Origin of the sequence: Dyadobacter chenhuakuii, from assembly GCF_023821985.2 — a bacterium.
GTDB lineage: Bacteria > Bacteroidota > Bacteroidia > Cytophagales > Spirosomataceae > Dyadobacter > Dyadobacter chenhuakuii.
In genome coordinates this window covers 3,069,605-3,094,898 of the sequence record NZ_CP098805.1, presented here as the reverse complement: position 1 = coordinate 3,094,898, position 25,294 = coordinate 3,069,605, and the positions used below count along the sequence as shown (strand labels likewise).

At 45.2% G+C, this 25,294-nt stretch carries 26 protein-coding genes; 11 read left to right on the top strand and 15 right to left on the bottom strand.

Going from position 1 to position 25,294, the window contains the following annotated elements:
• The first annotated feature begins 5 nt into the window (after positions 1 to 5).
• Positions 6 to 1,232, top strand: a complete 1,227-nt coding sequence (locus NFI80_RS12820) for an ABC transporter permease (RefSeq protein WP_233795602.1) — start codon at positions 6 to 8, stop codon at positions 1,230 to 1,232.
• Positions 1,124 to 3,901, top strand: a complete 2,778-nt coding sequence (locus NFI80_RS12815) for a M1 family metallopeptidase (RefSeq protein ID WP_235162832.1) — start codon at positions 1,124 to 1,126, stop codon at positions 3,899 to 3,901. Before NFI80_RS12820 ends, NFI80_RS12815 begins: the two co-directional genes overlap by 109 nt.
• A gap of 39 nt (positions 3,902 to 3,940) precedes the next feature.
• On the opposite strand, the gene NFI80_RS12810 is transcribed toward NFI80_RS12815, so the two are convergent.
• The 6 genes from NFI80_RS12810 to rplU form a co-directional block, all read right to left on the bottom strand.
• Positions 3,941 to 5,002, bottom strand: coding sequence for a LacI family DNA-binding transcriptional regulator (locus NFI80_RS12810; protein WP_233795604.1), 1,062 nt, complete (start codon positions 5,000 to 5,002; stop codon positions 3,941 to 3,943).
• 443 nt (positions 5,003 to 5,445) lie between these two features.
• Positions 5,446 to 6,492 (bottom strand): ferredoxin--NADP reductase, encoded by a 1,047-nt coding sequence (locus NFI80_RS12805; RefSeq protein WP_235162833.1) that lies wholly within the window; start codon positions 6,490 to 6,492, stop codon positions 5,446 to 5,448.
• Positions 6,493 to 6,522: 30 nt separating this feature from the next.
• Entirely contained in the window at positions 6,523 to 7,614 is a 1,092-nt protein-coding gene (locus tag NFI80_RS12800) for a hypothetical protein (RefSeq protein WP_235162834.1), read from the bottom strand.
• Between the two features lie 80 nt (positions 7,615 to 7,694).
• Positions 7,695 to 8,291 carry a NifU family protein gene (locus NFI80_RS12795; RefSeq protein ID WP_235162835.1) on the bottom strand — a complete coding sequence of 199 codons (597 nt, stop codon included), beginning with the start codon at positions 8,289 to 8,291 and terminating at the stop codon, positions 7,695 to 7,697.
• 157 nt (positions 8,292 to 8,448) lie between these two features.
• Positions 8,449 to 8,742, bottom strand: coding sequence for a 50S ribosomal protein L27 (gene rpmA, locus NFI80_RS12790; RefSeq protein ID WP_233795607.1), 294 nt, complete (start codon positions 8,740 to 8,742; stop codon positions 8,449 to 8,451).
• A 42-nt stretch (positions 8,743 to 8,784) separates the two neighbouring features.
• Entirely contained in the window at positions 8,785 to 9,096 is a 312-nt protein-coding gene (gene rplU, locus NFI80_RS12785) for a 50S ribosomal protein L21 (protein ID WP_026632321.1), read from the bottom strand.
• Between the two features lie 268 nt (positions 9,097 to 9,364).
• Here rplU and NFI80_RS12780 point away from each other — a divergent pair, with 268 nt between their 5' ends.
• The 5 genes from NFI80_RS12780 to NFI80_RS12760 all read left to right on the top strand — a co-directional run bounded on the left by NFI80_RS12780 (position 9,365) and on the right by NFI80_RS12760 (position 12,894).
• A complete protein-coding gene (locus tag NFI80_RS12780; RefSeq protein WP_235158222.1) occupies positions 9,365 to 10,009 on the top strand; it encodes a thioredoxin family protein in 645 nt (214 codons plus the stop codon).
• 19 nt (positions 10,010 to 10,028) lie between these two features.
• On the top strand, positions 10,029 to 10,937 hold the full coding sequence (locus NFI80_RS12775) for an SMP-30/gluconolactonase/LRE family protein (RefSeq protein WP_235158223.1): 909 nt from the start codon (positions 10,029 to 10,031) through the stop codon (positions 10,935 to 10,937).
• Between the two features lie 107 nt (positions 10,938 to 11,044).
• Entirely contained in the window at positions 11,045 to 11,419 is a 375-nt protein-coding gene (locus NFI80_RS12770; RefSeq protein ID WP_233795610.1) for a diacylglycerol kinase family protein, read from the top strand.
• A gap of 24 nt (positions 11,420 to 11,443) precedes the next feature.
• Positions 11,444 to 12,559: a hypothetical protein gene (locus NFI80_RS25620; RefSeq protein ID WP_310587920.1), complete on the top strand. Its 1,116-nt coding sequence runs from the start codon at positions 11,444 to 11,446 to the stop codon at positions 12,557 to 12,559.
• 38 nt (positions 12,560 to 12,597) lie between these two features.
• Complete coding sequence (locus tag NFI80_RS12760; RefSeq protein ID WP_235162836.1) at positions 12,598 to 12,894, top strand: winged helix-turn-helix domain-containing protein; 297 nt, start codon at positions 12,598 to 12,600, stop codon at positions 12,892 to 12,894.
• A 49-nt stretch (positions 12,895 to 12,943) separates the two neighbouring features.
• On the opposite strand, the gene NFI80_RS12755 is transcribed toward NFI80_RS12760, so the two are convergent.
• Entirely contained in the window at positions 12,944 to 13,444 is a 501-nt protein-coding gene (locus NFI80_RS12755; RefSeq protein WP_233795612.1) for a DUF2911 domain-containing protein, read from the bottom strand.
• A 180-nt stretch (positions 13,445 to 13,624) separates the two neighbouring features.
• On the opposite strand from NFI80_RS12755, the gene recG reads away from it, so the two are divergent.
• Positions 13,625 to 15,745: an ATP-dependent DNA helicase RecG gene (gene recG, locus NFI80_RS12750; RefSeq protein WP_235162837.1), complete on the top strand. Its 2,121-nt coding sequence runs from the start codon at positions 13,625 to 13,627 to the stop codon at positions 15,743 to 15,745.
• A gap of 4 nt (positions 15,746 to 15,749) precedes the next feature.
• Here the strand turns inward: recG and NFI80_RS12745 are convergent, their stop codons facing one another.
• The 8 genes from NFI80_RS12745 to NFI80_RS12710 all read right to left on the bottom strand — a co-directional run bounded on the left by NFI80_RS12745 (position 15,750) and on the right by NFI80_RS12710 (position 23,201).
• A complete protein-coding gene (locus NFI80_RS12745; protein ID WP_233795614.1) occupies positions 15,750 to 17,096 on the bottom strand; it encodes an FGGY-family carbohydrate kinase in 1,347 nt (448 codons plus the stop codon).
• 131 nt (positions 17,097 to 17,227) lie between these two features.
• Positions 17,228 to 17,923 carry a GDSL-type esterase/lipase family protein gene (locus tag NFI80_RS12740; RefSeq protein ID WP_235162838.1) on the bottom strand — a complete coding sequence of 232 codons (696 nt, stop codon included), beginning with the start codon at positions 17,921 to 17,923 and terminating at the stop codon, positions 17,228 to 17,230.
• Between the two features lie 89 nt (positions 17,924 to 18,012).
• Positions 18,013 to 18,693, bottom strand: a complete 681-nt coding sequence (locus NFI80_RS12735; RefSeq protein ID WP_235162839.1) for an outer membrane beta-barrel protein — start codon at positions 18,691 to 18,693, stop codon at positions 18,013 to 18,015.
• An 8-nt stretch (positions 18,694 to 18,701) separates the two neighbouring features.
• Positions 18,702 to 19,355 (bottom strand): putative outer membrane beta-barrel protein, encoded by a 654-nt coding sequence (locus tag NFI80_RS12730; protein ID WP_235162840.1) that lies wholly within the window; start codon positions 19,353 to 19,355, stop codon positions 18,702 to 18,704.
• A gap of 160 nt (positions 19,356 to 19,515) precedes the next feature.
• Positions 19,516 to 20,826, bottom strand: coding sequence for a TolC family protein (locus NFI80_RS12725; protein WP_235162841.1), 1,311 nt, complete (start codon positions 20,824 to 20,826; stop codon positions 19,516 to 19,518).
• 15 nt (positions 20,827 to 20,841) lie between these two features.
• A complete protein-coding gene (locus NFI80_RS12720) occupies positions 20,842 to 21,504 on the bottom strand; it encodes an ABC transporter ATP-binding protein (RefSeq protein ID WP_233795619.1) in 663 nt (220 codons plus the stop codon).
• A gap of 265 nt (positions 21,505 to 21,769) precedes the next feature.
• Positions 21,770 to 22,690, bottom strand: a complete 921-nt coding sequence (locus NFI80_RS12715) for a winged helix-turn-helix domain-containing protein (protein ID WP_254414146.1) — start codon at positions 22,688 to 22,690, stop codon at positions 21,770 to 21,772.
• A gap of 49 nt (positions 22,691 to 22,739) precedes the next feature.
• A complete protein-coding gene (locus NFI80_RS12710) occupies positions 22,740 to 23,201 on the bottom strand; it encodes a hypothetical protein (protein ID WP_235162843.1) in 462 nt (153 codons plus the stop codon).
• 143 nt (positions 23,202 to 23,344) lie between these two features.
• Between NFI80_RS12710 and NFI80_RS12705 the strand changes: the two genes are divergently transcribed.
• Genes NFI80_RS12705 through NFI80_RS12695 form a run of 3 tightly spaced genes read left to right on the top strand, consistent with a single transcriptional unit; the run spans position 23,345 to position 25,215 of the window.
• On the top strand, positions 23,345 to 24,589 hold the full coding sequence (locus tag NFI80_RS12705; RefSeq protein WP_233795623.1) for an MFS transporter: 1,245 nt from the start codon (positions 23,345 to 23,347) through the stop codon (positions 24,587 to 24,589).
• 54 nt (positions 24,590 to 24,643) lie between these two features.
• On the top strand, positions 24,644 to 24,874 hold the full coding sequence (locus NFI80_RS12700) for a DUF433 domain-containing protein (RefSeq protein WP_233795624.1): 231 nt from the start codon (positions 24,644 to 24,646) through the stop codon (positions 24,872 to 24,874).
• Positions 24,871 to 25,215, top strand: a complete 345-nt coding sequence (locus tag NFI80_RS12695; RefSeq protein WP_235158237.1) for a DUF5615 family PIN-like protein — start codon at positions 24,871 to 24,873, stop codon at positions 25,213 to 25,215. Before NFI80_RS12700 ends, NFI80_RS12695 begins: the two co-directional genes overlap by 4 nt.
• The last annotated feature ends 79 nt before the right edge of the window (positions 25,216 to 25,294 follow it).

Genomic DNA, 25,294 nt, shown 5'->3' with positions numbered 1-25,294 from the left:
GCCTAATGCATCTTTCGTACAGGATCGCTGTCCGCTATTTTTTTTCCCGGAACAAACGCAGCTTCATCAGCGTCATAGCCCGCATCGCGATGGCTGGCGTAGCAGTTGGAACCATGGCTATGGTCGTCGTGCTTTCTGTTTTCAATGGAATGGAGGACCTGAACCGAAAAATCTTCAAAACCTTCGATGCGGACGTTAAGATCACGCCCGCAGAAGGCAAAAGGTTTAAAACAGATAATGCGTTGATTCAAAAGGTCAGATCCGTTGAAGGCGTCAGGCTGGTTACGCAGGTTGTGGAAGACAACGCGCTTGCCCAGTATGGTAACCAGCAGATCATTGTGCGGCTCAAAGGCGTTGACAGCACATTTCAGCGGCAGGGGCAGCTCGATACGGCGATCATCGAAGGAACATTAAAACTTTATGGCCAGGGCGGCACGCCGTATGGCATCATTGCGGAAGGCGTCAGGAATGCTTTATCCATTTCTTTGGAAGACATTATTACGCCATTACAATTAATGTATCCCAAAACCGGCTCCAAAACCTTAAACCTGACCTCTTCAGAAGCATTTAACCACCTTCTGCTGAGGCCCGGCGGCATATTTTTTATAGAAACACGTTACGACGATTACGTGATCGCACCAATCGCATTGGTTGAAAAGCTGATGGGATATGAAGGTGAAAGATCTTCGCTGGAAGTGCAGGTTATGCCAGGTTACAAGGAAGGAAAGGTAAGCAGGAGGATTGCGGATCAATTGGGTGACCGGTTTGTGGTCAGAGACAGGGATTCGCTTAACTCCGACTTGCTTCGTGCGATCCGTCTGGAAAAACTTTTTGTGGCTATAACCTTGTCTTTCATTATTTTAGTAGCTGCGATCAACATTTTCTTTTCGCTCAGCATGCTGGCTATTGAGAAAAAGAAAGACGTTTCCATGCTCTATGCATTAGGCGCCACGCCGGGGTTGATCCGGAGAATTTTTCTTGCGGAAGGAGCAATTGTGGCTCTGTCTGGTGCGCTGGCTGGGCTTGGTGGTGGAATTTTGCTATGCGTATTGCAATTGAAATATGGATTTGTTTCAATGGGAATGGCAACGTCACTGGTGGATGCCTATCCCGTTAAATTAATATGGGAAGATATACTCTATACGGGCGTTATCGTCGTTATCATAACAATGCTGGTGTCGTATATTCCTGCCAGGAGAGCAGCAGAAGCAGGGAGAATCCTGCCGACCTGATATTTTATTTGAGCAAAAGAACAAAAAATACTAACAAAAACATTTTGACATACATCCACACAATCATCTTGAAAAGAGACGTTACCAGCCACGATAGGGGGCTTTTTTTGGGCCGTTTGATCTTTGTTATCTGCACAGCATTGCTATTGTTCTCCGTTCCTTCACAGGCTGCCGAGGTGGCAGATACGCTGAGAAGAAGGAATCCTGGAACAGTTTCCTCACAGGGCGCTTACCGTCCGGAGCGGCCAAGGAAAAGTGATATTCTTTATACACGCCTTGATGTCGCATTCGACTGGGAAAAGCAGCAGGTTCCGGCGTCGGCCGTTCTCATGTTCAAGCCGCATTTTTATCCGCAAAACATACTGGAACTGGATGCTAAGGGCTTTGATATAAAAGGCATCGCTCTCATGGACACGGTGGGAGATTATGGATCATTGTCCACGGAAGAGATTCAGGGAAAAGTCAAGAAAAAGCTGGAATATTCTTATGATAAGCGAAAATTGCTGATCAAGCTGGACCAGAGCTACACCAGGAAAGACACCGTTTTTGTTAAAATAGATTACATAGCGCGTCCGAATGACGTTCCGCGTGACAAGCCGGGAGACAGCGCATCCGACAAAGGACTTTATTTTATCAATGCGGATGGTATGGATGAAGGCAAACCGAAGCAGATCTGGACGCAAGGTGAGACCGAAGGAAGCAGCTGCTGGTTTCCTACCATTGACGCACCTAACCAAAAATTTACCCAGGACATTTACATTACCGTAGACAGCACCTATAAAACGTTGTCAAATGGTTTGTTAGTTGCTCAGAATGAAGGCAAAAACGGTTTGCGGACCGACCATTGGAAACAAACGCTTCCGCATGCGCCTTACCTTACTATGCTGGCCGTAGGTGACTTTGTCGTTGCCAAGGATATGATGCCAAACGGATTGGAGCTTAGTTACTACGTTGAGCCAAAATACGGACAGGATGCACACGCAATCTTTGGCCGTACGCCTGAAATGATGGGCTTTTTTGCCAACGTTTTCGGAATAGAATATCCCTGGGAAAAATACGCACAGATTGCCGTAAGGGACTTTGTGGCGGGCGCAATGGAAAATACAACCGCAACGGTTCATGAAGAAGGCGTTCAAAATGACGCCCGGTCGCTTGTGGACGGAAACTCGGACGCTGTTATTGCCCATGAATTGGCGCATCACTGGTTTGGGGATTATGTTACCGCCGAAGAGTGGGGGCAACTTCCTTTGAATGAGTCATTTGCAAATTACTCCGAATATCTTTGGAGTGAGTATAACAACGGAAAGTACGAAGCAGACTGGCAGAACTTGCAGGAAATGAAAGCATATCTGGCTGAATCCGAAACAAAGCAAGTGCCGATGATCCGCTATTTTTATAAGGATCGTGAAAATATGTTCGACAGCCATTCCTACGCCAAAGGAGGCCGGATCCTGCATATGTTGCGCAACTATGTAGGCGATGATGCTTTTTTTGCTTCCCTTCAGCATTATTTGAAAAGCCACGCATTCGGGACCGCCGAGATCGACGATCTGAGAATGTCTTTCGAAAAAGTTACGGGAGAAGATCTGAACTGGTTTTTTGACCAATGGTTTCATAAGCCGGGGCACCCAAACATTAAAATCCAGCAGGAATACGCGGCGGCAACGGGTAAGGTTCTTTTGAAATTAAAACAAACCCAGGACACACTGGCCACAACGGTTTACAGGCTTCCGCTGAAAGTGGATGTCTGGGTCAATGGTAAGAAAAGCCAGTATAATGTGCTAGTCGACAAGGTAAACCAAACACTCGAATTCCCAGCTGCTAAAAAGCCTGATCTGGTTGTTTTCGATGCGGAAGCGCAGTTGCTTGGCGTTGTGGAGCATGAAAAGAACAGACGTGAGATGGAGTTCCAATACACGCATAGCGACCGGTTTTTACATAAATATGAAGCGCTGGCTTCGTTGGAAGGAAACCTTACGGATACATTAGCAAGGGCAATTCTGGTAAAGGCAATGACGGATCCTTTCTGGAAATTCCGTCAGATGGCGATCAGTAATTTCTCGGAATATGACGGGGACGGTTTTGCTGATATTGAGAAGGTGATCCAGAGCGCTGCAAGGCAGGACGCACATCCGCAAGTGCGCTCGGAAGCGATGATCACACTGGCTTCTTTCGGTGATAACAACAGCGATTCGATTTTCAGGGAAGCATTGAGTGACAGCTCTTACCAGGTCGTTTCGGTGGCGATAGAAAAATATCTGATGGCGCAACCGACCGATGCGAATGAAATAGCCGCACAATTTGAAAACAGTCCCAATGATGCCATTGTCACATCAGTTGGCAATTATTACGCAGGACTCGCCCAGCCGGAGCGGTTCGACTGGTTTTTAGACAAGATGAAGGCGATGAAGCCTACTGAGAAGTATAATTTTTTGCAGGTTTTTGGAAAGTATCTGATCAAATCCAAGCAGGATGTGCAGCGCAAAAGCATTCCGGTTCTGGAAGGGCTAGCGCGCGAAAACCCTTCTTACTTCGTAAGATTTGGTGCATTCCAGGCTTTGGGCTTACTAACAGACATTCAGGGTGTAGCGGCTTTGCGCAAGGATATTCGTGCCAAAGAAACCGAACCTAAGCTGAAAGAGATGTACAGCCAGTTCGGCGATTTGTAAGCAGCATGACTATGCAAAACCCTGCTGATCCGAGAAACCTTATTGGGGATCCAAATAATAATCCAGGTTTTCCTTGGTGATAATGTCCAGCGGCAGGAATTTGATAGGCTGAATGTCCTTTTTAAACACAAGGAAGTTGGCCAGCTGATGAATTCCCCAGTAACCTTGTCCAAGCGGATTTTGGTTGATCAGAAAGTTAATGATCTCTTTTTCCAGGAAGTTGAGGTTCGGCTTTAACAAGTCATAACCCACCAGTTTAATGTGTTTTAAAGCCTTTCTTTCCAGGTAGGAGGCCACTTCGAATGCTTTGGAATTGGTGACATAAACGGCCTTCAGTTCCGGTTCATCTGTCAGGATCGCATCCAGCTGGTCATCGAGCGTTTCTCCATCCGGGAAATTGATCTCCTTGCTGATCACCTTGTAAGCAGCGTCGTCACTGGCCTTAAAATAATCGCGGAAGCCAGCTTCTTTTGTAATCAAATGGGCAGAGTTCGAAATGTCTTCATTCACGTGCGCCACCAAAACGGTCCCAGGCGACTGCAAGCCGAAACTCAGGATTTTTGCCGCCAGCGAGCCACTTCTGTACGAGTCCTGCCCAATGTAGCAAAGCGGGTTTACATGCTCAATCTGCGTGTTGAAAAGCACATAAGGAATATTAAGATTCGCCCATTCTTCGAAAAAAGGCAATGCTTCTTTGTAAAAAACCGGTGCGATCAAAAGTCCGTCGGGATGCTCTTTGGAAACTTCCTTAGCCTTTGCGATAAATGACTGTTCCTCATGCGAATTGAAAATGAACAGGGTAATGTATACGCCATATTGACGTAATTCTTTTTCCGCCTTTTCAAGCCCGATTTTCGGTGCTTCCCAGTACGAATCCGCATCTGGGTCGGGGATAAGGACGGCCAAATTGTAAGTCTTCTGGGATTTTAGTGATTGTGCTATGAAATTTGGCTCATAGTTAAGCTCTTTGATAATGCTCAAAATACGCTCACGCACATCATCGGCAACCCGGCCTCGGTTGTGCAATACACGGTCTACGGTTCCTTTTGACGTTTGGGCCTTTTCTGCTATGTCTTTTATTCTGACGATTCTCTTTTTCACTTTCTTGGGGTGTCTGTATCCATCACTTTCGGTTGCCAGGACGAATATCAAATTTTTATTTGAAGGATAAATAGTTTAGAACAAACTAATGTATCTGGCACAATACTTTTCAAATTTTATTTATAATAAATTTGAGATTGTCCTGAATAGAGTTTAGTTTTACGCAGTGCAAATGCATTTACGTCTGCGCTTTCGGGTACGATCCCGAGAACACATTTTGCGTGTGTGCTCGAACACTTTTTCGATTTTTAATTGGATTAACCATTTTTACAATTAATTTTGTCAGGAAGATCTCAAATAAAATAATATTCTACGTTCCTCGTCCTTAACACTTGAAAGAACCTAACCTTTAACCTTTTCCAGAATTACCCATTTTTCTGCTAATCCTAAATCCATAATAAAGCGTACGAAATCACATTCGTACGCTTTTTGCTTGAAATGGTTTAGATAATGTCAATTGAAACATCTGCGGAATCCACATAAGCTGAGCAGGTTAGGACCCATCCTTCCTCCAAATCACGGTCTGTGAGCACTTCGTTCACACTCATATGCAGCTTTCCGGACCTGCATATCCCGGCACATGTCGAACATCTTCCGCCTTTGCAGCTGTAAGGCAGCTTAATATTTGCCGCCAGGGCCGCATCCAGTACGGTGGTGTGGGCAGGAACAAAAAGATCATGTGTCTCACTCCGAAAATTAAGCTTAATTACGTGCGGGTAGGAGACAGGCGGGGGCGGTGGTGCAGCAGGAATTATGAAATTCTCCTTCCTGATCTGTAAGGACGAAAAGCCCATGAAATGCAATGTTATTTCCACCGAACGCATCAGCTCATAAGGGCCGCAAATGAAGAAACGTGCGTTCCTGGGCTGGAAACGCAACGATTTGTTGACCAGCTGTTCCAGCCTGGTGTTGTTAATTCGCCCGCGCAGCCCATTCCAGTCGTCCAGCGGCTGACTGTGAATGTGGACGACATTCAGCCGTTCCGGAAATTGCTCCTGCCATTGCCGGATCTGGTCATGAAACAGCGCATGCCGCACGTTCCTGCTGGCATATAGCAATGTAATGTTGCTTTCCTTTTCCTGCACCAGGGCTTGTTTTAAAATGGAAAAAAGTGGTGTGATGCCACTTCCAGCTGCTATAAGCACAATGTCGCGCGGCGATCCGAAGGACTCTTCCAATACAAACCTGCCCGAAGCCGGCAATACATTAAGCTGGTCGCCCACTTTTACCGTATTAATCCAGAAGCGCGATACTTCACCATTGGGAACGCGCTTCACAGTTATGGCCGGGTCTTCATCCACATCAGGCGCAGAACTCATGGAATACGAACGCCTGGTTTCGTGCCCGTGCATGGGAATCAGGAATGTAAGGAACTGACCGGCTTTGTAGGTGAATGGCTGCTTGTTCGTTCTTTCAAAAACGAATGTCTTTGCATCGGTTGCTTCCTGGATAATGTGTTTTACCTGTAAAGAAATCGTGGCTTCGGACATTGCGTTATTCGTCGGTTATGGAATGAAAGTTTAACGCATATTTTGTGCGGTGTTGTTCCAAAGTGTCTCATATTCTGCGAGAAGTGTCCAGCAATGGGCCTCGCAGATCCAATGCATATGAAATAACGGATTGATAGCGAGCTTGTAAAGGATTGGGTGCTCGTAAGCAGTAAGGAGGCCGGCTATAAAGAAAAAGAAGCCGTTAAAATCGGTTTTAGTGAAATTTTCAATGCCAATGCGCTCGGTTTTTACACCAAGCCGGATGAGCGAAGAAGAGATAATCACCTTGTCCATCGGATGATTGGTGGTTTTTAAAATGCGCTGTGCATCGGCAATAAATTTGCTCTTAACCGGCTGCAACGCAGGCGGATCAAAAGCCGCTATCAGTCGCGCGACGTGGTAAATAATGAGCGGGGTCCGCGGATACTGATGCGCGCAGCGGAACGGCATAGTAATGTATCGATCGGTTTCTATAACCGAGCGGATGTAAAGCAAGCTACCTTCATCATGCTCATTCAGAGGAAGATCGTATTGGAGAATGCAATACATTAAATTACTGAGGACGCAAACGTCAAATTCCACATACATGTTTTTGCCAAACCATGTGGAGTAGGCTTTTAGGCTTTTATATTCCTCAAATGTATTGCGAACGCTTAACTTCGTTCCGTTGGCGTGCAGTTTGAGCTTCTCTTTCAGCCAGGCTAGTTCATTAGCTGTAGGGCTGGTTGTGAGGTAAATGAATGCTGTATCATCCACATCGTCAGGAATACGGAAATGTTCAAAACGATGAAAAATGTGGCCATTCGGGAAGTGTCGTGACGGCCTGGTTTTCCAGAAGTTGTAAGTTTTAAGTCCGTCCTTGTTCTGGAAATCCGGGTAATTTTTGATTACATTCTTACAGATCCGTTCGATGGTTTTTTGCAGTTCCGGGTCGGCATATTTCGCAATGGATTGTAATGTGAAGCAAGAGATCGCGGAAAAGAAGATGGTCGTATCCGGCCGGTGGTAACCTATCAGTTTATTCTCCCTGTGCGCGGGAAATATCCCGTCAGGAAAATAGCGGGTGCCATTGGATTGCAGACTTTCAATTTGATCCAAAAATTTTTGCAGCGATTGCTTCATACGCCGAAACTAGTGAAACGGCACAAAAAAAGAAACCCTGCCAGTGAATGACAGGGTTTCGATATATGAGCTTTATGTTCTTATACGCCTTCGGCAACCACTTCCTTCACATCCGGAACCATACGCGTAAGCAGGTTTTCAATGCCCGCTTTCAATGTCAGGGTAGAAGAAGGGCAGCCGCTGCAGGATCCTTGTAACAACACCTTCACAACACCCGAATCCTCATTAAACGAATGGAAATTAATAGCGCCGCCATCCGATTCCACAGCCGGACGAACATACTGATCCAATGCTGCCTTGATTTTCTGCACTGTGTCAGAATCCCTTTCATCGACGATCAATGTATTTTTATCAATTGTCTGTTGTTCAAAAATGGGATGGTTTTCTTCGAAATATATCTTGATAAACTGCTTTGTATCACGCAGAACCTCTTCCCATGCTATGGCATCGTCCTTGGTGATCGTGACAAAATTGCTGGCGATAAAAACTCTTTTTACATGCGGAAACTGAAAGAGATCAGACGCTAGTGGTGAAGCTTTTCCTTCTTCCAGAGCTGCTTCCAATGAAGGATAGTCAAACGAAAGTCCATCGGGCACCAGCTCAAAGTTGAGCACAAACTTCATCGAGTTAGGGTTCGGACTTAATTCTGTATATACAAAAACCGGGCGTGTTAGCATTGGCTTGGTAAGTATGTTTTAAACGGGTAAATGACTTTGTGTAGGTTAAACAAGCAAATCGGGGTTTTGGTTTGATGCCTTCCTTTAAACATAAAAAAACCCAAAGGACTAAATATCCTTCGGGTTCTTTCAATGCCAGATTCTTGACCTTTGCTGACTATGCTTCTGCTGTAACAGGAGCCTCAGTTGCTGCAACAGCAAGCGGTTCAATGTGAACGTATGACTTGTTTTGACGCGTCTTACGGAAAACTACATTACCTTCAACCAATGCAAATAAAGTATGGTCACGGCCGATGCCTACATTGTTACCAGGATTGTGCTTGGTTCCACGCTGACGAACCAGGATATTTCCTGCTTTGGCAACCTGGCCACCGAATAATTTTACTCCCAGACGCTTGCTTTCCGATTCACGTCCGTTTCTCGAGCTACCTACACCTTTCTTATGTGCCATGATATCTTAACTATTAATTATAATTTCTTTATTTAAAACTGATTAAGCTACGATCTCGTCAATGCTGATCTTCGTCAGATACTGACGGTGACCATTCTTAACTTTGTAACCTTTACGTCTTTTCTTTTTGAAGACGATCACTTTTTCACCTTTAAGGTGTTCAAGGACAGTTGCCTTAACAGAAGCGCCTGCAACTGTTGGAAGACCTACCTGTACTGTGCCTGCGGTGTCAACCAGAAGGACTTTGTCAAACACAAGAGCAGCGTTCACGTCACCTTCAAGCCTATGCGTGAAGATTTCGAGACCCTTTTCAACCTTAAATTGCTGACCTGCGATTTCTACGATTGCGTACATGTTAATAAATTATGTAAAACTGATTTCTAAAATGAGGTGCAAAGATAGACACTTGCGTACAGAATTACAATGCATTAACGCAAATGTTACCTGATTTCCCGGCAAATATTTCAGTGCGTATAGTTAAAGTTTGACAAACCGTTACCTTTATATGATTACCAGCCTTCATGGCGTTGAATCGTTGAATTAACAAAACTTAACAATCCGATCTGTTACTTTATTCCATATTTTGTGTCTTAATGATAGCATGCGTATAAAAAACAGGAAAATGAAAATTTGGTTATGGGTTGCAATGTTTTTAGGTGTAGGATTTGCGTCCGATGCAAATGCATCTGAGGAAAAAATCGCACTCATTGAAGTGAAACAATCCGCTGGCTATCAGGTAGGCGACGCGGCAGCAAGCTTCCGATTGAAAAATACGGACGGCAACATGGTTTCGCTGAGTGATTTCAATAATGCTAAGGGCGTCATTGTGATTTTTACAAGCAACCATTGCCCTTTTGCCAAAGCTTACGAAGACCGGATTATTGCATTGAACAATAAGTTTGCCGCACAGGGCTTTCCTGTCATCGCCATTAACCCGAGCGATCCCGGAACGCATCAGGACGATACATTTGAGAAAATGAAAGAGCGTGCAGCCTCGAAAGGATATGGTTATCCTTACCTGGTGGATGAATCGCAGCAGGTTGCCAAAGCGTTTGGTGCAGGGCGCACGCCGCAGGTTTATATTTTACAAAAAAACGGCTCCAAATTCACGGTTCGTTACATTGGTATGATCGACGATAATCCGCAGGACCCTGCCGGGGTTACCAAGTTATATGCGGATGAAGCGGTTAGCAATCTTTTGACCGGAAAACCCGTCGTTACGACCATTACCAAGCCGGTTGGTTGCGCGATCAAATGGAAAAATTAGTGCCTTGAAATTCTTGATCATGAATAAATTTTTGCTCCTCCTGATTTCCTGCACCGTTTTTGCTCAGACATCTTTTGCACAAACGAAAAGCAAAAAATTCTCCAACGAAGGTGAATTCACAAGCAACTGTGAAGGCCCCGCGGTTGACAGTGAAGGAAACGTATATGCAGTGAATTTCGCCCGTGACGGGACAGTTGCTATTATGAGTAAAAAAGGAAGTGCAAGCTTTTTCGTAACCCTTCCCAAGGGCAGCACAGGCAACGGCATCCGGTTTGCGGATAAAAACACTTTTTTCGTAGCAGATTTTACAGGGCATAATGTGCTGAAAGTCAACCTGCTCACAAAGGACATTTCGGTCTTTGCCAACGAACCGAAAATGAACCAGCCCAATGACCTTGCTATCACCGCAAAAGGTCACATTTTTTGTTCCGACCCGAACTGGAAAGAGGGGACGGGCCAGATCTGGCACGTTTCACCCGAAGGCAAAACGCGGTTGGTAGCCGAAAATATGGGGACTACCAACGGAATAGACGTCAGCCCGGATGAAAAGAAGTTGTATGTGAACGAAAGTGTGCAAAGGAATGTGTGGGTTTTCGACCTGGCACCAGATGGATCTTTATCTAACAAAAAGCTCCTTCACAAGTTTGAAGACGGCGGAATGGACGGCATGCGCTGCGACATTGAAGGCAATCTTTACATTGCAAGGCATGGAAAAGGCGAAGTTGCCGTGCTATCTCCCGAAGGCAAAGTAATCCAGACCATTACCACCATTGGTAAGAAGGTTTCCAACATTTGCTTCGGCGGTAAAAATGGCAAAACATGCTACATTACCCTGCAAGACCGTGGCTGCCTGGAAACTTTCAAAGCAAACACAGCGGGAAGGGAATGGGCGATGATGAAGGCTTTTGAGGAGGTTAATAAGAAATAATCGAGCTTATTTTTGCAAAAGGGAAGGCACAAAACACGCATTGACGTTTTCGTTCGTGCTGATGTTGTTGTACTTTGCGTTCCATATTTTCGCAGAAATCAAACAAAATGAACGGACCCATAGATTTTCTTAAAGCCGCACGCAGTTTTCGCTTCGCGGGTGTGGGGATTTACAATCTATTTCGCTACGAGAACAATGCACGCATCCATTTAATGGCCTGCATACTGGTTTTAGTAGCCGGTGTGTTTTTCGATATTTCGTCCGTCGAATGGACCATTATTATCATTCAAATTGCGCTGGTGCTGGCTGCTGAGGCGTTTAACACGTCGATTGAAAAATTGGCAGACCTCGTTATGCCTGATTATCACCCTGTTATTAAGGTTGTAAAAGACACGGCTGCTGCGGCGGTCCTGCTTCTGGCTATCTCCGCGGTGCTGGTCGGCCTGATTATTTTTGTCCCGAAATTTTTGCTCCTTTTTTGATTTAACGCTTTTACAATCTGTTCTATGAATACGAACGAGGACTCTCTGCACACCCTGAATGAGATCCGCAACCTGATGGAGCGGTCATCAAAGTTCTTGTCGCTAAGCGGGTTAAGCGGTGTGTTTATTGGTGTTTTTGCGCTGATCGGGGCCGGGGTAGGCTATGTGAAATTCAAAACCGATTGGCTCGTTGCCGTCGCGTCACCGGCTGCACCTTACGGCGATAACAGCCAGCAAGATGTTGCCCGCTTTTTGATTGCCGATGGCATTTGTGTCCTGATCCTGTCGCTGGCTGCGGGCGTTATTTTGACTGTACGTAAAGGCAGAAAAAGAGGGTTAACTGTCTGGAATGGCAGTTCTAAAAGATTGTTGATCGGCATGCTTGTACCACTTTTAACAGGTGGGATCTTTTGCCTGGCTATGCTGCTTTACCATCGCATGTTATGGATCGTATTTCCGGCAACATTGATTTTTTACGGCATTGCACTAGTTAATGCGAGCAAATTCACTTACCCGGAGCTCTTTTACATGGGCATCTGCGAAATCGCACTCGGCAGCCTTACGCTTTTCATGACCAACTATTCCCTGCTTTTCTGGGCGCTGGGATTTGGCGTACTGCACATTATTTATGGCCTTACCATGTACAACCGGTACGAAAGGGAAAAGTTAAGCAGCAACAAAACGGTTGCCAAAGGCCTCATTTGCGTGGCGTTATTGTTGTTTTCCTTTGTCAGCAACGGCCAGTCCGTTTCCGACAGCGCCGTGGTAATGGCTAAAAAATGGTATGATAAGGAGACCATTTATCTGCAAAGCGGAAATAGTTTTGTGAAAAACAATGTATTGTACAGAGGACAAAGGGCGCTGAAACAGGAGTTTATCATCTCGCAAGGCGGGCTTCAGCTTTACAAAAGCTCCCGCCGGACTAGAAACATTGCTTATGTTTTATCCCTGGCAGGCGTCATAGGGTCGGTGAACTCGCTTGTTTCGGGAAATAGAAATAATGTGAAAACCTTTTTTTGGATATCATTAGGCACCGGATTCGTTTCGACGCTGCTGACAACGCGTGCAAACAATCAGCGTGACCAGGCCGTTTGGCTTCGAAACCGGGATGCAATGCTGTTTATGGAGCTTAACAGATAAAATTTGTCGCCAAGAATGGGGCCTTAGGCCCGTAACAAATGGAGTGGTTAGAGAAGTTTAATAAAGTTTTTGAGAGTAAAATTAGGCTTGGGCTGATGTCTGTGCTTGTGGTGAATGATTCGCTCAGTTTCAATGAATTAAAAGAACTTTTGCAGCTAACCGACGGCAATCTCGCCTCACATTTGAAAGCATTGGAAGAAACAAAATACATTGAATTCCAGAAGCAGTTCCTGGGCAGGAAGCCCCTGACAACCTATAAAGCCACAGAAGCAGGGCAAAAAGCATTTACAGATCACCTGCAAGTGCTGGAAAATATGATTCGGGCGAACTTGTAAGCTTACCTGTCAGCCTGAGCGGCCCAGTCCGCTCAGGCTGACAAGCCAATTAAAACTTCAAAGGAACAGAAAACCCTGATTTATCCCATTGGAAGTCAAGCGAGGTTGCGCTTACTTTGAAGGTGAGTTTTTCTTCTGATGTAGGATATGTTTTGCTTGGTACAGTCACTTTCAAAACATCTTTGTCTTTATTTTTTTCGTAGTCGTAAGCACCAGACTGGCCCAGAACGCTGTTAAGGATAACAGACCATTCTTTTTCTCCCGGAATTGTGAACAAGCTGTAAGTGCCTGCTTTCACAGCTTTGCCGGCAAACATGCCGTCTTTTTTGAAAGTGATTTCAGTTGAAGCATTTGCGCCGGTTCTCCATACTTTTCCATATTTTTCCAAACTTTCACTTCCCTCTTTTCCAAAAAGGACCCTTCCTTTTTTCGAAGGCTGGCCGTAAGCAATGCTGACATTAGGGCCGTCGGTTGTCACTCTCGGACTTTGTGCAGCTGCCCATGTCAATGAAACTAATGTCAGGAAAAGCGTTAAAAATGTGGTTTTCATAAATGATTAAAATTGATTTTAGGTGGATAAAAATTAATAATCCAACGAAATACGCCATTCAAAAGTTGTGAACCAAACCACGTAGTGCAAAAACCGTTGGGAAACGGGCACATTAACTTTGATTAACATATCCGAAAGCCCTGATCTTTGTTTTTTACGAATTCGCGCTATATTTGAATAATGACTTCTGATGCAAACCAAACAGTAAGAACACGCTTCTTTGATACAAAAATCGAGTTTTTGAAAGGTGTAGGTCCGCAAAAAGCGGCTCTCCTGAATCAGGAACTTGGCATTTTTACGTTTGGTGACCTCATCCAACATTATCCCTTCCGACATGAGGACAGGACCGTTTTTCATCAGATCAAAAACCTGAATGATCAGCTTCCGGCTGCGCAGATCAAGGGCAGGCTCCGCGAGTGGACCCTTACCGGCGAAGGAAACAAAAAGCGGCTCGTGGCATACTTTACGGACGGCACGGGAATACTGGAACTCGTTTGGTTTCAAAGCATTGCCTGGTACGAAAAAAATCTTCGCCCGAATACGGAATATATTGTTTTTGGAAAACCCGTTGCATTTGGCGGCAGATGGAGCATCACTCATCCGGAGCTCGACCTGATCACGCCGGAAAACGAAAGCGGCGGTTTCTGGCAGCCCATTTATCCGCTTACCGAAAAGCTTCGCAGGAAATTCGTCGACAGCCGGACGATAAGCCGGATGATGAAATCGCTGCTGGAAGTTTCCAGGTCGCACATCCGTGAAACGCTTCCCGAAACGCTCGTTCAGAAATACAGATTGGTCTCGAAGGCTGATGCACTTTGGAACTTTCACCTGCCGCAAAATGCACCGTGGCTGCATCAGGCCCAGAGGAGATTGAAATTTGAGGAGCTTTTTTACAATCAATTTCGGTTGATCAAAAACAAGCTGCTGCACAAAACGGAATATCCCGGGATGATTTTCGGCCATACTAATCTGGTAAAGCAGTTTTACGAGAATCATTTGCCCTTTACATTAACCAATGCACAGATCCGGGTTCTCTCAGAAATTCATGAGGACCTGAAAACCGGCAGGCAAATGAACCGCCTTTTGCAGGGCGATGTGGGTTCCGGTAAGACCATTGTCGCATTCATTTCCATGCTTTTCGCGCTGGATAATGATGCTCAGGCGTGCTTAATGGCCCCAACGGAAATCCTGGCAGATCAACATTATCAGGGTTTAAAGAAATTCGCTGACGCCTTGGGTGTCAACATTTGCAAGCTTACCGGCTCCACCAAAAAAAAGGAAAGGGAGCTTATCCATAAGCAGTTGCTGGACGGCTCGATGCACATTATCGTAGGTACGCACGCCCTTATAGAAGACATTGTGCAATTCAAGAACCTGGGATTGTGCATTATCGACGAGCAGCACCGTTTCGGGGTGGCACAGCGTGCGAAGTTATGGGCTAAGAACAGCCGCATTAACCCGCATATGCTTGTTATGACCGCAACGCCCATTCCACGCACATTGGCGATGACACTATACGGCGATCTTGACATTTCAGCCATTAATGAGCTCCCGGCTGGCAGGAAACCGATCAAGACCGTTCATCGCTATGATGCGCACCGGTTATCCGTTTTTGGTTTTCTGAAAGATGAAATTGCGAAAGGAAGGCAGATCTATATGGTTTATCCATTAATTGAAGAATCCGAAAAAATGGATTTGAAAGACCTTATGGATGGTTATGAAAGCGTTTCAAGAGCATTTCCCGACGTGCCGCTCAGCATTCTGCATGGAAAGATGAAATCCGCCGATAAAGATTATGAAATGGCGCGATTTGTGCGTGGGGAAACAAAGATCATGGTGGCGACGACGGTGATTGAGGTTGGCGTTAATGTGCCCAATGCATCCGTAATGGTCATTGAGAATGCCGAGAGATTTGGTTTATCTCAATTGCACCAGTTGCGCGGCAGGGTAGGAAGGGGCGCCGAACAGTCCTATTGCATTCTGATCACCGATTATAAAATCAGCAAGGAAACCAAGCTACGCATTGAAACAATGTGCAGGACAAATGATGGTTTTGAAATTGCGGAAGTGGATCTTCAATTACGCGGACCGGGCGACTTGTCCGGAACGCAGCAAAGCGGGCTTCTGGATCTTTTGGTTGCCAACCTGGCTCAGGACGGAGAAATTCTGAAAGCAGCGAGAATATCAGCAGAGGAAATCCTGAATGCAGATCCTGACCTGCTCCAACCTGTAAACCAACCCATTCGTGCGCATATTGAGCATATGGGCAAGGAGGCGACCAATTGGAGCAGGATCAGTTAGTGGATCATTGTGCTTCTATCTCGTAAATTTCTTTTGAAAAATCGAATGTTTGTGGCCTTGTCACGTGCAATGCAGCGCCTAAGGACGTTGCATAAGGAAGGTCCGTCGCGTAAACGGTGTGATTCGGGTAATTGCGCGCGATAAGCTTCGTGAAAATCTCATTTCTTGCAAAACCCCCGTCAATATAGATCGCCTGCACATCATTGATCCCGATCAGATCGAGTGATTTGAACAGCAATTCTGTAAGTCCTTTGATCAAATGATGATAGGCGCTTTCAGCTGAAGCAAATGCGCTGATCTGCCAGTCTTGTGGGCTTGGCTCAGGTGAAGGTCCGTTTCCGACCATGCAAGCGGTATAAAAAGGAGGCGTATCTTGTTTCAAGATTGCTTCATCAAAGGCAACAGTTTTGTAAAAATCCGGCTCTACGCGGAAATATTCCGCAATGCGCGCAACCTGATAATCGTGCTCCCTGCCCAAGAACAATCGAGAAGCCGTCACCCCGCTGCCCTCGGGCGTCAGGTAGTTCATGCAATCACGTTCGAGCTGATAGGAAGTCATCGGCTTGGAAGCGAATGAATTGAAATTAATACACCAGGTTCCGGTTGACAGCAATACAAATGGCTTCTTAACAGCCATGCGGTATGGAATCAGCGCAGAGGAACTATCATGCAAGCCAAATCCAGACTGAATGCCCTTGTCATTATGCCTGTATATAAATGAAGAGGACGCCAAAACGGGCGCAAGCTTTTTATGAATTCCTTCTTCTTTCACCCACTCGTGGTAATCCCACATTTCGAAACTCCAGAGTGCTGTATGACAGCCTAATGAAGTGTAATCGCTCACTTTACGGCCTGTGAGCAGATAGAGAATGTATTGTGGTAAATGTAATGTTGAAGCGATCTGCTTGTAAATGTCGGGGTAAGTGTATTTGAGCCAGTAAAGCTGCATGCCCGAATTTAACATGCCCATCGCCGGAGAACCCGTTTGCAGGGAAAGCCGCGTCGGGTCGCCATATTTGCTGTAAAATTGCTTTAAAAGATCCTCAGGAAAAGGCTTTAAGTAAGAATACAATGGTGTAAGCGGCTTATTGGAAGCATCCAGATGCACCAGACTGGCACCATATGCGGCCACGTTCACTGCCTTGATATCATATCTCGGATCTTCGAGTAAAGCTGTCCAGCGATCCTGCACCCACTTGGTTAGCAGTTCAATATCCTCGGTCGGGAACCCGTCTTCGTCCGTTGTCTCCGGAAGTGACTCTGAAAATTCATCTATAATCTGATACTTTTCATCAAAAAGTACATACTTCTTATTGGTCCTGCCAATGTCAAAAACCGCTGTTACTTTCATTATTTGAATGCGATATCACTTTTTTACCCGGAAATGTATTTTTCGGTTAATATAGTGACTTTACGTTAAAACCAATACCCTTACTGTTCTTTTAAAATCTTTGGATTTAGCTGCCAGGCCAGACATTTTCGCTACAATGCCTTTTCCAGAATCGGCTTGAAAACCTTAGTCCACCGGCGGTAACCCTCATCATTCATATGCAGGCTGTCGCCGACAAATATGCTCCCGTCCGGCCGGCCGTTTTTCAACATTACTGGCCAGACATCTATATAATGGTGTTTTTTGTCTTTCTTAATGTATTCCTGTATCAGCTGATTGGCCTTGATCACATCTTCCTTTTTCGCCCACCGGGACGGAGAAGGTTTTAGTGAAACAAAATATAGCTGCACATCAGGCAGTTTGCCGCGTACGAGTTTTACAAACGTAACGTATTCGTCCCGGACCTGTTCAGGCGTCTTGGGTTTTTTGCCGAACATATCGTTCTCGCAATAGGTCACAATTGTTCTAGGATTGTATTTCAATACGTTGCGGGGCGCGTAATAAATTACCTCGGGGAATGTTGATCCGCCGAAACCGCGGTTGATGATAGGCAGCGGTGCAAGGTCTTCGGCTGCATTCTGCCACTTGGTAAATGACGAGCTTCCGGTAAAAACGATCCCACCGGTCGCAGGCATTTTTATGGCATCCTTCTTCTCATATGCTTCAATCGACGACTCAGATCTTTTTACGTCGTAATCGGGCTGCCAGGGTTCTGCTAAATTAGCAGTGTTGGGCTTGTGACAAGCGCTCAGCCAAACGAGAATGAGAAACAGGGTATATTTTTTCATTAATATAAAAAATGTGGATATACCAGAGAAGGCATATCCACAGTGTTTTTAATGTAAAAAGTCTTAAAAATTAGAAATCGGGCAGCTTTTTAATGAGCCAAAAAATAACGCAACCCCAATCCGACGCTTGGGAAAGTGAAGGACGGCGACAGGTTATAAGTGAATTGACTTGATGTTGAGCTCGTATTGGATCCGATAAAATCATTGTTGATTTTGGTGTAGCCCAACGAAAACGGAGTGGCAAATCCAAGACTTGCATCCAGCCACCATCTTTCCGACAACCTGTAATATACACCAGCACCCACGCCTAATGCGAGCGTTGTCTCATGGGTTTTTTTATCATTGACATCGTTCTGTTCGTCAATCCGTTCTTTTCTGTAATTGTAGTTGGCGCTTACGTTAGGGCCGACATAGATGCCGATTTTTTCGTTGAAATGCTTATAAAACTGCCAGAACCGCCCCACACCAATTCCATATTGGCTGATCCCGCTATGGGACTCATTTTGACCGTTGACATAGCGTAAGGTCTTGGCTCCGCCGAGATAACCGGTCAGGTTCCAGCCAACTGCTTTATTCTGCGTAGTGAATTTTCCGACACCAATGTTGACATTTCCGCCGTAGTTATTCGTGGCTTCGGTCAGATCGGGATTGTTATTCGTGAAATTCACGCCTATGCCGCCCGACAGGAACCGCCTTCCTTCAAGCTGGGCCATTGCTGCCGTTGCAAGGCAGGTTTGCAGTAACAATATGATTAATATTTGCTTTTTCATGGCGTCGGTTAGTTAGATTTTTGGATATACCATGCAGCGCGTAACGTAAAATACTGCTGAATTTCAGACCTTAACCCTGTTCCAAAATTGATGTTGTTGCTATCGTTGAAGTTCACGTACGAAAGGTTAAGATTGAAAACGCTCACGTCCGACTCAATCCAGAAACGCGGCGTCAGCCGATACGCAACGCCGGGTACAATGTTGATTCCCGCACCATAGCCATTTTTAATCCTGGATTCTTCGTCACCGGTATTTTTGGTTCTCACATAACTAAGGCTTACTCCCGAATGAACATATAACAACCATTTGGGGCTCAATGGTTTGTATTTTCTGAGATAAGGAGTCAGATTTACGGCCAGTCCGTCGTATTTATATTTGCTTTCAGTTCCGGAAAAATCGTTTTTAGTTCTCGACAGGCTGATAGACGGACTTAGGTCAATGCCAAACATGGTATTCTCTTTGAAAACCCAACCGGTCCTCAGGGACGGATAAATGTTTGAGAGTTTTGCATTTGCTTTGTAAGCATTGGATTTCTGGGTGGTGGCTTCTCCATTGGAAGTAATAGTGGCGCCCCAATATCGGGTGCCTTTCGGAAGTTGCGCCCGGACCTCGGCAACCAGGCACAAAATCCCGAGGGACGAGAAGAGGATAAGTTTTCTCATAGCTGATGTTTTAGTTAGTTGAAGCAAGATAATAATGTTTATGTAACCAATTAGTTATTTAACTTAATTTAAGCAAATAGTACAAAAAAAGAGGCAGTGAGAATGTCACTGCCTGTTAAAGATTACCGATACCAAATTTAACCTAACATTCTTTTATATCTTAAAATACGCCCGTCCAGTTGCCCTGACGATAGTATTGCAATAATCTCTGCTGCATGACATAATCATATTTTGCCTGGATGGCATTGGCCTGTGCTTTGGCAAGATTGGCCTTGGCAAGTGAATACTCGAAGATGTTGGCAATCCCAGCATTCAGCTTACTTTCTACCACTGCAAAGCTGGCGGTCAACGATTCCACCTGTCCGGTTGCTGCCGCATATTTATCGGCCATGGCATTGAGATTGAGCACGGCGAGTTCAATGGCTTGTCTGAGTTGCTGGTTGGTTACATCCAATGTGTTCTGCGCCAGGCGTTCCTGTACTTTCGCATACTCAACACGCGGACGCGTTACCCAGCGACCCATGATCGGGATGTTCAGGCTTATGCCAATGGAGCCGTTGCGAGTCGCGTTCAATTGTTTGAAATAATCAAGATTAGCATTGGTGGAAGCATAAAAAGCCCGCATATTGCCGCCCAAACTCAGCGATGGGTAATTGTCTGCTTTAATGCTTTTGACCTGATACGCAAAGCTTTGGCGATATAACTCCGCACTCCGGAGCTCCGGAAAGGTCTTTTGCGCATCTTCATAAATGGCAGTTGCGTTATCTGCCTGGGGAATGGTTTCTTTCGGGGTCAATGCCTCGAACTGGACTTTATCGTCGGGACTAATGTTGATCCGCTGAAACAATGCGAGACGGGCTGTACGGTAATTGTTAAGCGCTGTTACCTGGGCAAATTTGTCATTGGCAAGCTGCGATTTAATTTCAAATAAGAGGTTGGATCCAATAATTCCGGCATCTACTTGCTTGCTTACCCGGTCAACTTGCTGAGCTGATGATTCAACCTGCTGGTTAGCAGCATCCAGCAATGCATTGGTTGCCAAAACATTCACATAACCCTGCATTAAAAGAACAGTTTGCGCATTCAAAACGGCGGTGCGGTTCTCTACTGCCGATTCTTTAAGCAATGTTCCCTGGCGGATTTGATTTTGTAGTTTAAAACCCTGAAAAATGGGAATACTAACACCCGTTCCAATCGCATTATAACCATAAACCTGGTCTATATACGTATTGGTATATTGGTCAATGCTGCGACCGATATTCAAGCTCTGATCCGCCGTGATTGAAATTTGCGGCAGGATCTGCGACCGCGTTTGGCGCAATTGAGCCTGAGCAGCTTCCGCTTGAAGGCTTCCTTGTTTGTAGGTAAGGTTGTTTTTGATCAACAGATCCACACATTCAGCGAGGCTGAGCGTAGATTGCGCTTTCCCGAAAACCGGTAAAAGGCATAAAAGTAAAATTAAATGTTTCATGGCTAATAGATAATGCTAGGCTAACCACCCGTCTTTTAAGCGTACAATCCGGTTTCCATAACCGGCATTGACTTCCGAGTGGGTTACCTGAACGATGGTAACTTTATCTTCCTGGTTAAGTTTTTGAAATAATTCCATAATCTCGATTGATTGCTCAGAATGCAGGTTGCCGGTTGGTTCGTCTGCAAAAATCACTTTCGGGTTATGCACAATAGCACGGGCAACGCCTACTAGTTGCTGCTGTCCACCGGAAAGCTGGTGGGGGAAAAGGTCTTTTTTGGCAACCATATTGAAGCGGTCGAGCAATTCTGCAACCCTGCTTTTACGCTCCGATCCTGGCGTTCCTTTGTACAGTAATGGTGTTTCAATGTTCTCATAAACAGTCAGTTCGTCGATGAGGTGATAAGCCTGGAAAACAAATCCTATGTGGTGGCGGTGCAGTTCAGTCCGCTTTTTCTCAGACAGTTTCTGAACGGGTTCGTCCAGGAAAAGATATTCGCCCTCGGATGGTTCTTCGAGTAACCCTAAAATATGCAGTAATGTCGATTTTCCGGAACCGGAAGGTCCCATGATCGATACAAACTCGCCTTCTTTAATGTGTAAATCAATGTGGCGCAACACATACGTTTTGCCGAAACCTGCCGGGTAATATTTGGATATCTTTTCTAACTTAATCATAAAAAATGTTGGGTTTGAGATTTTTGGTATAATTACAGACAAGCACATTTAAAAACAAATGCATATACCTCCGTCTCTTATGCCAGTCTTATTAAAAAAAGGCTTGCCAAAAGGTTAACTTATTGATAGTAAGTAGTTTCATTTTTGATTATAAACCCGAACCGTCCGAATTCGTACAAACGTGTACGGTATCGGACGATGATGAAGAAAGTGCAGGAAATAGGATAAAATGCTTGCGGAAAGCGTTAAGCGTGCGCTGGAAATTTCAGGAAAAGACCTCCATTTTGTATCCAACACCGTGGACGGCGGTAATCTTCACAGCCGGATCGCTAGCGAGCATTTTGCGGAGCCGGGAAACGAACACATCTACGCTGCGGCCCACAATTACGCCTTCATCTTCCCAGACGGATTTGAGAATAAAGTCGCGATCCAGAACCTGGTTCGGGTTTTTGGCAAACAATGCGAGCAGTTTCGCTTCGCGGAATGTAAGCTGGTGCGTGGCATCGCCGGAAATCAATGTTTGATTACTAATGTCAAAAAGCGAGGCGCCGAGGCGTGTCCGGGTATCAATAGTAATGTTGGCAGCGGGTGAAATGGGCCTCAAATCCTTTTTGTGCCTGGTTTTGTTCCAAACCATGAAACCCAGACCGGCCAGCGCGCTTCCAAACGGCAGCAGCCACCAGTTTCCGCTTGCGGTTTTAGTCTCATTGTTTTCAGGAATGAAGCTGACTTTCAGTTGGTAACAGCCTTTTTCCAGTCTTCTGCCACCGCAGGCAACGCCGTCTTTTTGGTTAAGTTCAAGGAAATTATAGCCGAGCTTGACTTCTCCGTCCGCACAATTCAGCACCATTACATTATAGCCGCGACTAACGTTTTGCATTTCAAGCGACTGTTTCAGTAACGCCGGAAGTTCCTCATAATCAAAAAAATGCTCCATCCGGATTGAGAATGTGTTCGGGTCAGTTTGCTTTACGGGCGGGATGGTTGACAGTGAATCGCCGTTTTTTAGTAACAGCAAATGCGCCGTGCGCCGAAGGGCCAGATTGGCTTTTTCAGCAAACCGGAATTGCTCATTATTTGCGAAAACCCCATTTCCCGAAAAGCATAGTTCAATGAACAGCACCAGGAAAACAATTTTCCTGAAATCCATGCAATTCTGAAACAGAGCAATTCGGAACGGTTGCATTGAAAGGGAATTAAAGAGGATAAACAAATTTAACATAATCCATCACGAATCAGCAGCCATCGCCTTTTTTGTAAAAACCAAACCATTTGAATTGCGGTGTCAACTGACCGCTGCGCACGGTGATCACGCGCCGATCGATCTGAGCCTCTTTATCGACGGGATCAATGATCAGCTGATCGCCGGCTTGTGCGGGTTTCAGAACTTCGTAAATGTCACCTTCCAGAACCGCATTATTGTGCGCATATGCATCATTATTGATGATCTTTCCGCCTCTTTTCAGGTAAATCATGAATGCCACTTTTGTAACCCGGCTGGATTGGGGATCAAACCTTACAAGCGACAATTTACCTGAACTTGCGGCAGCCAATTGCGCAGGACTTGCGGAGCGACCATTCAGCAGAACCGGGTTCCAGTAAAAACCATCCACCGTTTCCTTAGGCAACGCAACAGAGGGCGGAAGTGAAAACATGACGGTCAGCGCCGCGACGATTTTCCAGAGATTGTTTTTCATAACATTTGACTTAAAAGGTTGGCTGTTTTTTGATTAAACCAAATGTAGGGCAACATGAAAGAGACGCCGTAAAAGGCCTGTAAAACATTGTAAACGAAATGTAAAAGATTCGTGTTACCAAAAATGAACACCTAATTAACGAATTGAAAACAGTTTCTTCCCAAGATCCCTACGCAGCGCTCCGGTATTCCGACTTCCGGTTTTTTATATCCAATTCATTTCTCTTTTCCGCGTCCATCCTTATCCAGGAAGTCATTGTCGCGTATGAACTTTACAAACTTACCCATGATCCGCTGGCGCTTGGATTGATTGGGCTCGCGCAGGTAATCCCTTTTGTGATAACTTCCATTTTCGGGGGTTATGTAGCCGATCAGAAGAACAAGATCACGATCATGCACATTAGTTTGGTGGTGATTCTGCTGGGTTCTGTGATCCTTTACATGGCCTTTCAACCATTTATTTATGACAGGCTTTCGGAGACGCAGCATTTGATCGTCATATATGCTGTTTTTGCCTTAATAGGTTTTGCAAAAGGCTTTTACTCACCAGCTTCGAGTTCGCTGAAACCATTTCTTGTGCCCAGGGTGATCTATCACAATTCATCCACCTGGAGCAGCTCATTTTCACAGGCTGGATCTATTACCGGTCCGGCCATAGCCGGTTTTCTTTACGCTTACATGGGCCTTACGAACACATTACTGATTGTGATCGGCAACTTCGTAGTCTGCTGGATCTTGTTAGGGATGATTAAAACACGCCCCGAATTTCCTAAGATTGTTACGCCTATTATAGAGAGTCTGAAAGAAGGTTTCCGGTTTGTTTTCCGCACCAGGATTGTGTTATATGCGATTTCGCTGGATCTTTTTTCGGTGCTTTTCGGCGGTGTGGTGGCTATTTTGCCCGTTTTTGCAGAAGATATTTTGAAAGTCGGGCCGCAAGGGTTGGGATTGCTCAGGGCGGCTCCTTCCATTGGCTCGCTGCTCACAATGTTTGCGATGGCTTACTATCCGCCTACGCACAATGCCTGGCGAAATATGCTCATTGCCGTGGCCGGTTTTGGGGTTTGCACCATTATTTTTTCGTTATCGACCAATTTTATGTTATCCTGCGCCGCCCTGTTCGCTACCGGTGTCTTTGACAGTGTAAGTGTAATCGTCCGACAAACAATCCTACTCATTTATCCTCCGGACGAAATGCGCGGACGCGTAGCCGCCGTAAACGGCATTTTCGTAAGTTCCTCCAACGAACTCGGCGCGTTCGAATCGGGAGTTATGGCCAAAGCATTCGGCACAGTCCCATCCGTCATGGCCGGCGGCATCCTCACCATCATCGTCGTCAGCTACATTTATATGCGGTCCAAGGATCTGTTCTCCGTGCGGTTGAGTTAGGGCGCAGTCTTATGGAAAGATTTGCTATTTTTGTTTAACATATAGAATCCTGTTATGTATATCTATAAAAACATTATCAGCATAGATGAAGGCAAAAGAAGTGGAAAGCCGTGCATCCGTGAAATGCGGATTACAGTAGAGGATATTTTGCTCTGGCTCGCTTCTGGAATGTCATTCGAAGATATTATTGCTGACTTTCCGGAGTTGACAAAGGAGGATATTATGGTTGCATTAGAATTCTCCGCGAATCAGCAAAAGAAAATCTTTTACGATGTTGCTGCATGAAGTTATTAGTAGATCAGAACATTTCGCATCGGTTACTGCCTCTTATTTCAGAAGGTTATAGTGAGGTTCAGCATGTGAAGAGTTTGGATCTGATTAATGCAGATGATCATAAAATTTTCATGTTTGCCCGTGAAAATAACTATGATGCAGTTCTTACCATTGATGACGATTTTGTCCGCCTTCTTCATCTTTTTTCCATTCCTCCCAAAGTGATCTGGATAAGAACCGGAAACTGTTCAACCTCCGCACTAGCTGAGATATTACTGTCAAAAACTCAATCCATTCATGAGTTTGTAGAAAGTGATGAATATGTTCTTTATGAGGTTTTTAAATCTGTTTAGTAATTACATTACCACACCATTATTAGTTTTAAGCAGGATTAAATTTGTTTCAGTAAATCGCGATATTTAGTAAATTGCA

Bases quoted from the DNA above. Each gene is read 5' to 3' on its own strand.
- NFI80_RS12820 (WP_233795602.1), top strand. From the start codon at position 6: ATGCATCTTTCGTACAGGATCGCTGTCCGCTATTTTTTTTCCCGGAAC.
- NFI80_RS12715 (WP_254414146.1), bottom strand. From the start codon at position 22,690: ATGCAACCGTTCCGAATTGCTCTGTTTCAGAATTGCATGGATTTCAGG.
- NFI80_RS12695 (WP_235158237.1), top strand. From the start codon at position 24,871: ATGAAGTTATTAGTAGATCAGAACATTTCGCATCGGTTACTGCCTCTT.
- NFI80_RS12730 (WP_235162840.1), bottom strand. From the start codon at position 19,355: ATGAGAAAACTTATCCTCTTCTCGTCCCTCGGGATTTTGTGCCTGGTT.
- NFI80_RS12815 (WP_235162832.1), top strand. From the start codon at position 1,124: ATGGGAAGATATACTCTATACGGGCGTTATCGTCGTTATCATAACAAT.
- NFI80_RS12755 (WP_233795612.1), bottom strand. From the start codon at position 13,444: ATGAAAACCACATTTTTAACGCTTTTCCTGACATTAGTTTCATTGACA.
- NFI80_RS12700 (WP_233795624.1), top strand. From the start codon at position 24,644: ATGTATATCTATAAAAACATTATCAGCATAGATGAAGGCAAAAGAAGT.
- recG (WP_235162837.1), top strand. From the start codon at position 13,625: ATGACTTCTGATGCAAACCAAACAGTAAGAACACGCTTCTTTGATACA.
- NFI80_RS25620 (WP_310587920.1), top strand. From the start codon at position 11,444: ATGAATACGAACGAGGACTCTCTGCACACCCTGAATGAGATCCGCAAC.
- NFI80_RS12770 (WP_233795610.1), top strand. From the start codon at position 11,045: ATGAACGGACCCATAGATTTTCTTAAAGCCGCACGCAGTTTTCGCTTC.
- NFI80_RS12780 (WP_235158222.1), top strand. From the start codon at position 9,365: ATGAAAATTTGGTTATGGGTTGCAATGTTTTTAGGTGTAGGATTTGCG.
- NFI80_RS12805 (WP_235162833.1), bottom strand. From the start codon at position 6,492: ATGTCCGAAGCCACGATTTCTTTACAGGTAAAACACATTATCCAGGAA.
- NFI80_RS12720 (WP_233795619.1), bottom strand. From the start codon at position 21,504: ATGATTAAGTTAGAAAAGATATCCAAATATTACCCGGCAGGTTTCGGC.
- NFI80_RS12740 (WP_235162838.1), bottom strand. From the start codon at position 17,923: ATGAAAAAATATACCCTGTTTCTCATTCTCGTTTGGCTGAGCGCTTGT.
- rplU (WP_026632321.1), bottom strand. From the start codon at position 9,096: ATGTACGCAATCGTAGAAATCGCAGGTCAGCAATTTAAGGTTGAAAAG.
- NFI80_RS12775 (WP_235158223.1), top strand. From the start codon at position 10,029: ATGAATAAATTTTTGCTCCTCCTGATTTCCTGCACCGTTTTTGCTCAG.
- rpmA (WP_233795607.1), bottom strand. From the start codon at position 8,742: ATGGCACATAAGAAAGGTGTAGGTAGCTCGAGAAACGGACGTGAATCG.
- NFI80_RS12735 (WP_235162839.1), bottom strand. From the start codon at position 18,693: ATGAAAAAGCAAATATTAATCATATTGTTACTGCAAACCTGCCTTGCA.
- NFI80_RS12745 (WP_233795614.1), bottom strand. From the start codon at position 17,096: ATGAAAGTAACAGCGGTTTTTGACATTGGCAGGACCAATAAGAAGTAT.
- NFI80_RS12760 (WP_235162836.1), top strand. From the start codon at position 12,598: ATGGAGTGGTTAGAGAAGTTTAATAAAGTTTTTGAGAGTAAAATTAGG.
- NFI80_RS12795 (WP_235162835.1), bottom strand. From the start codon at position 8,291: ATGCTAACACGCCCGGTTTTTGTATATACAGAATTAAGTCCGAACCCT.
- NFI80_RS12710 (WP_235162843.1), bottom strand. From the start codon at position 23,201: ATGAAAAACAATCTCTGGAAAATCGTCGCGGCGCTGACCGTCATGTTT.
- NFI80_RS12800 (WP_235162834.1), bottom strand. From the start codon at position 7,614: ATGAAGCAATCGCTGCAAAAATTTTTGGATCAAATTGAAAGTCTGCAA.
- NFI80_RS12725 (WP_235162841.1), bottom strand. From the start codon at position 20,826: ATGAAACATTTAATTTTACTTTTATGCCTTTTACCGGTTTTCGGGAAA.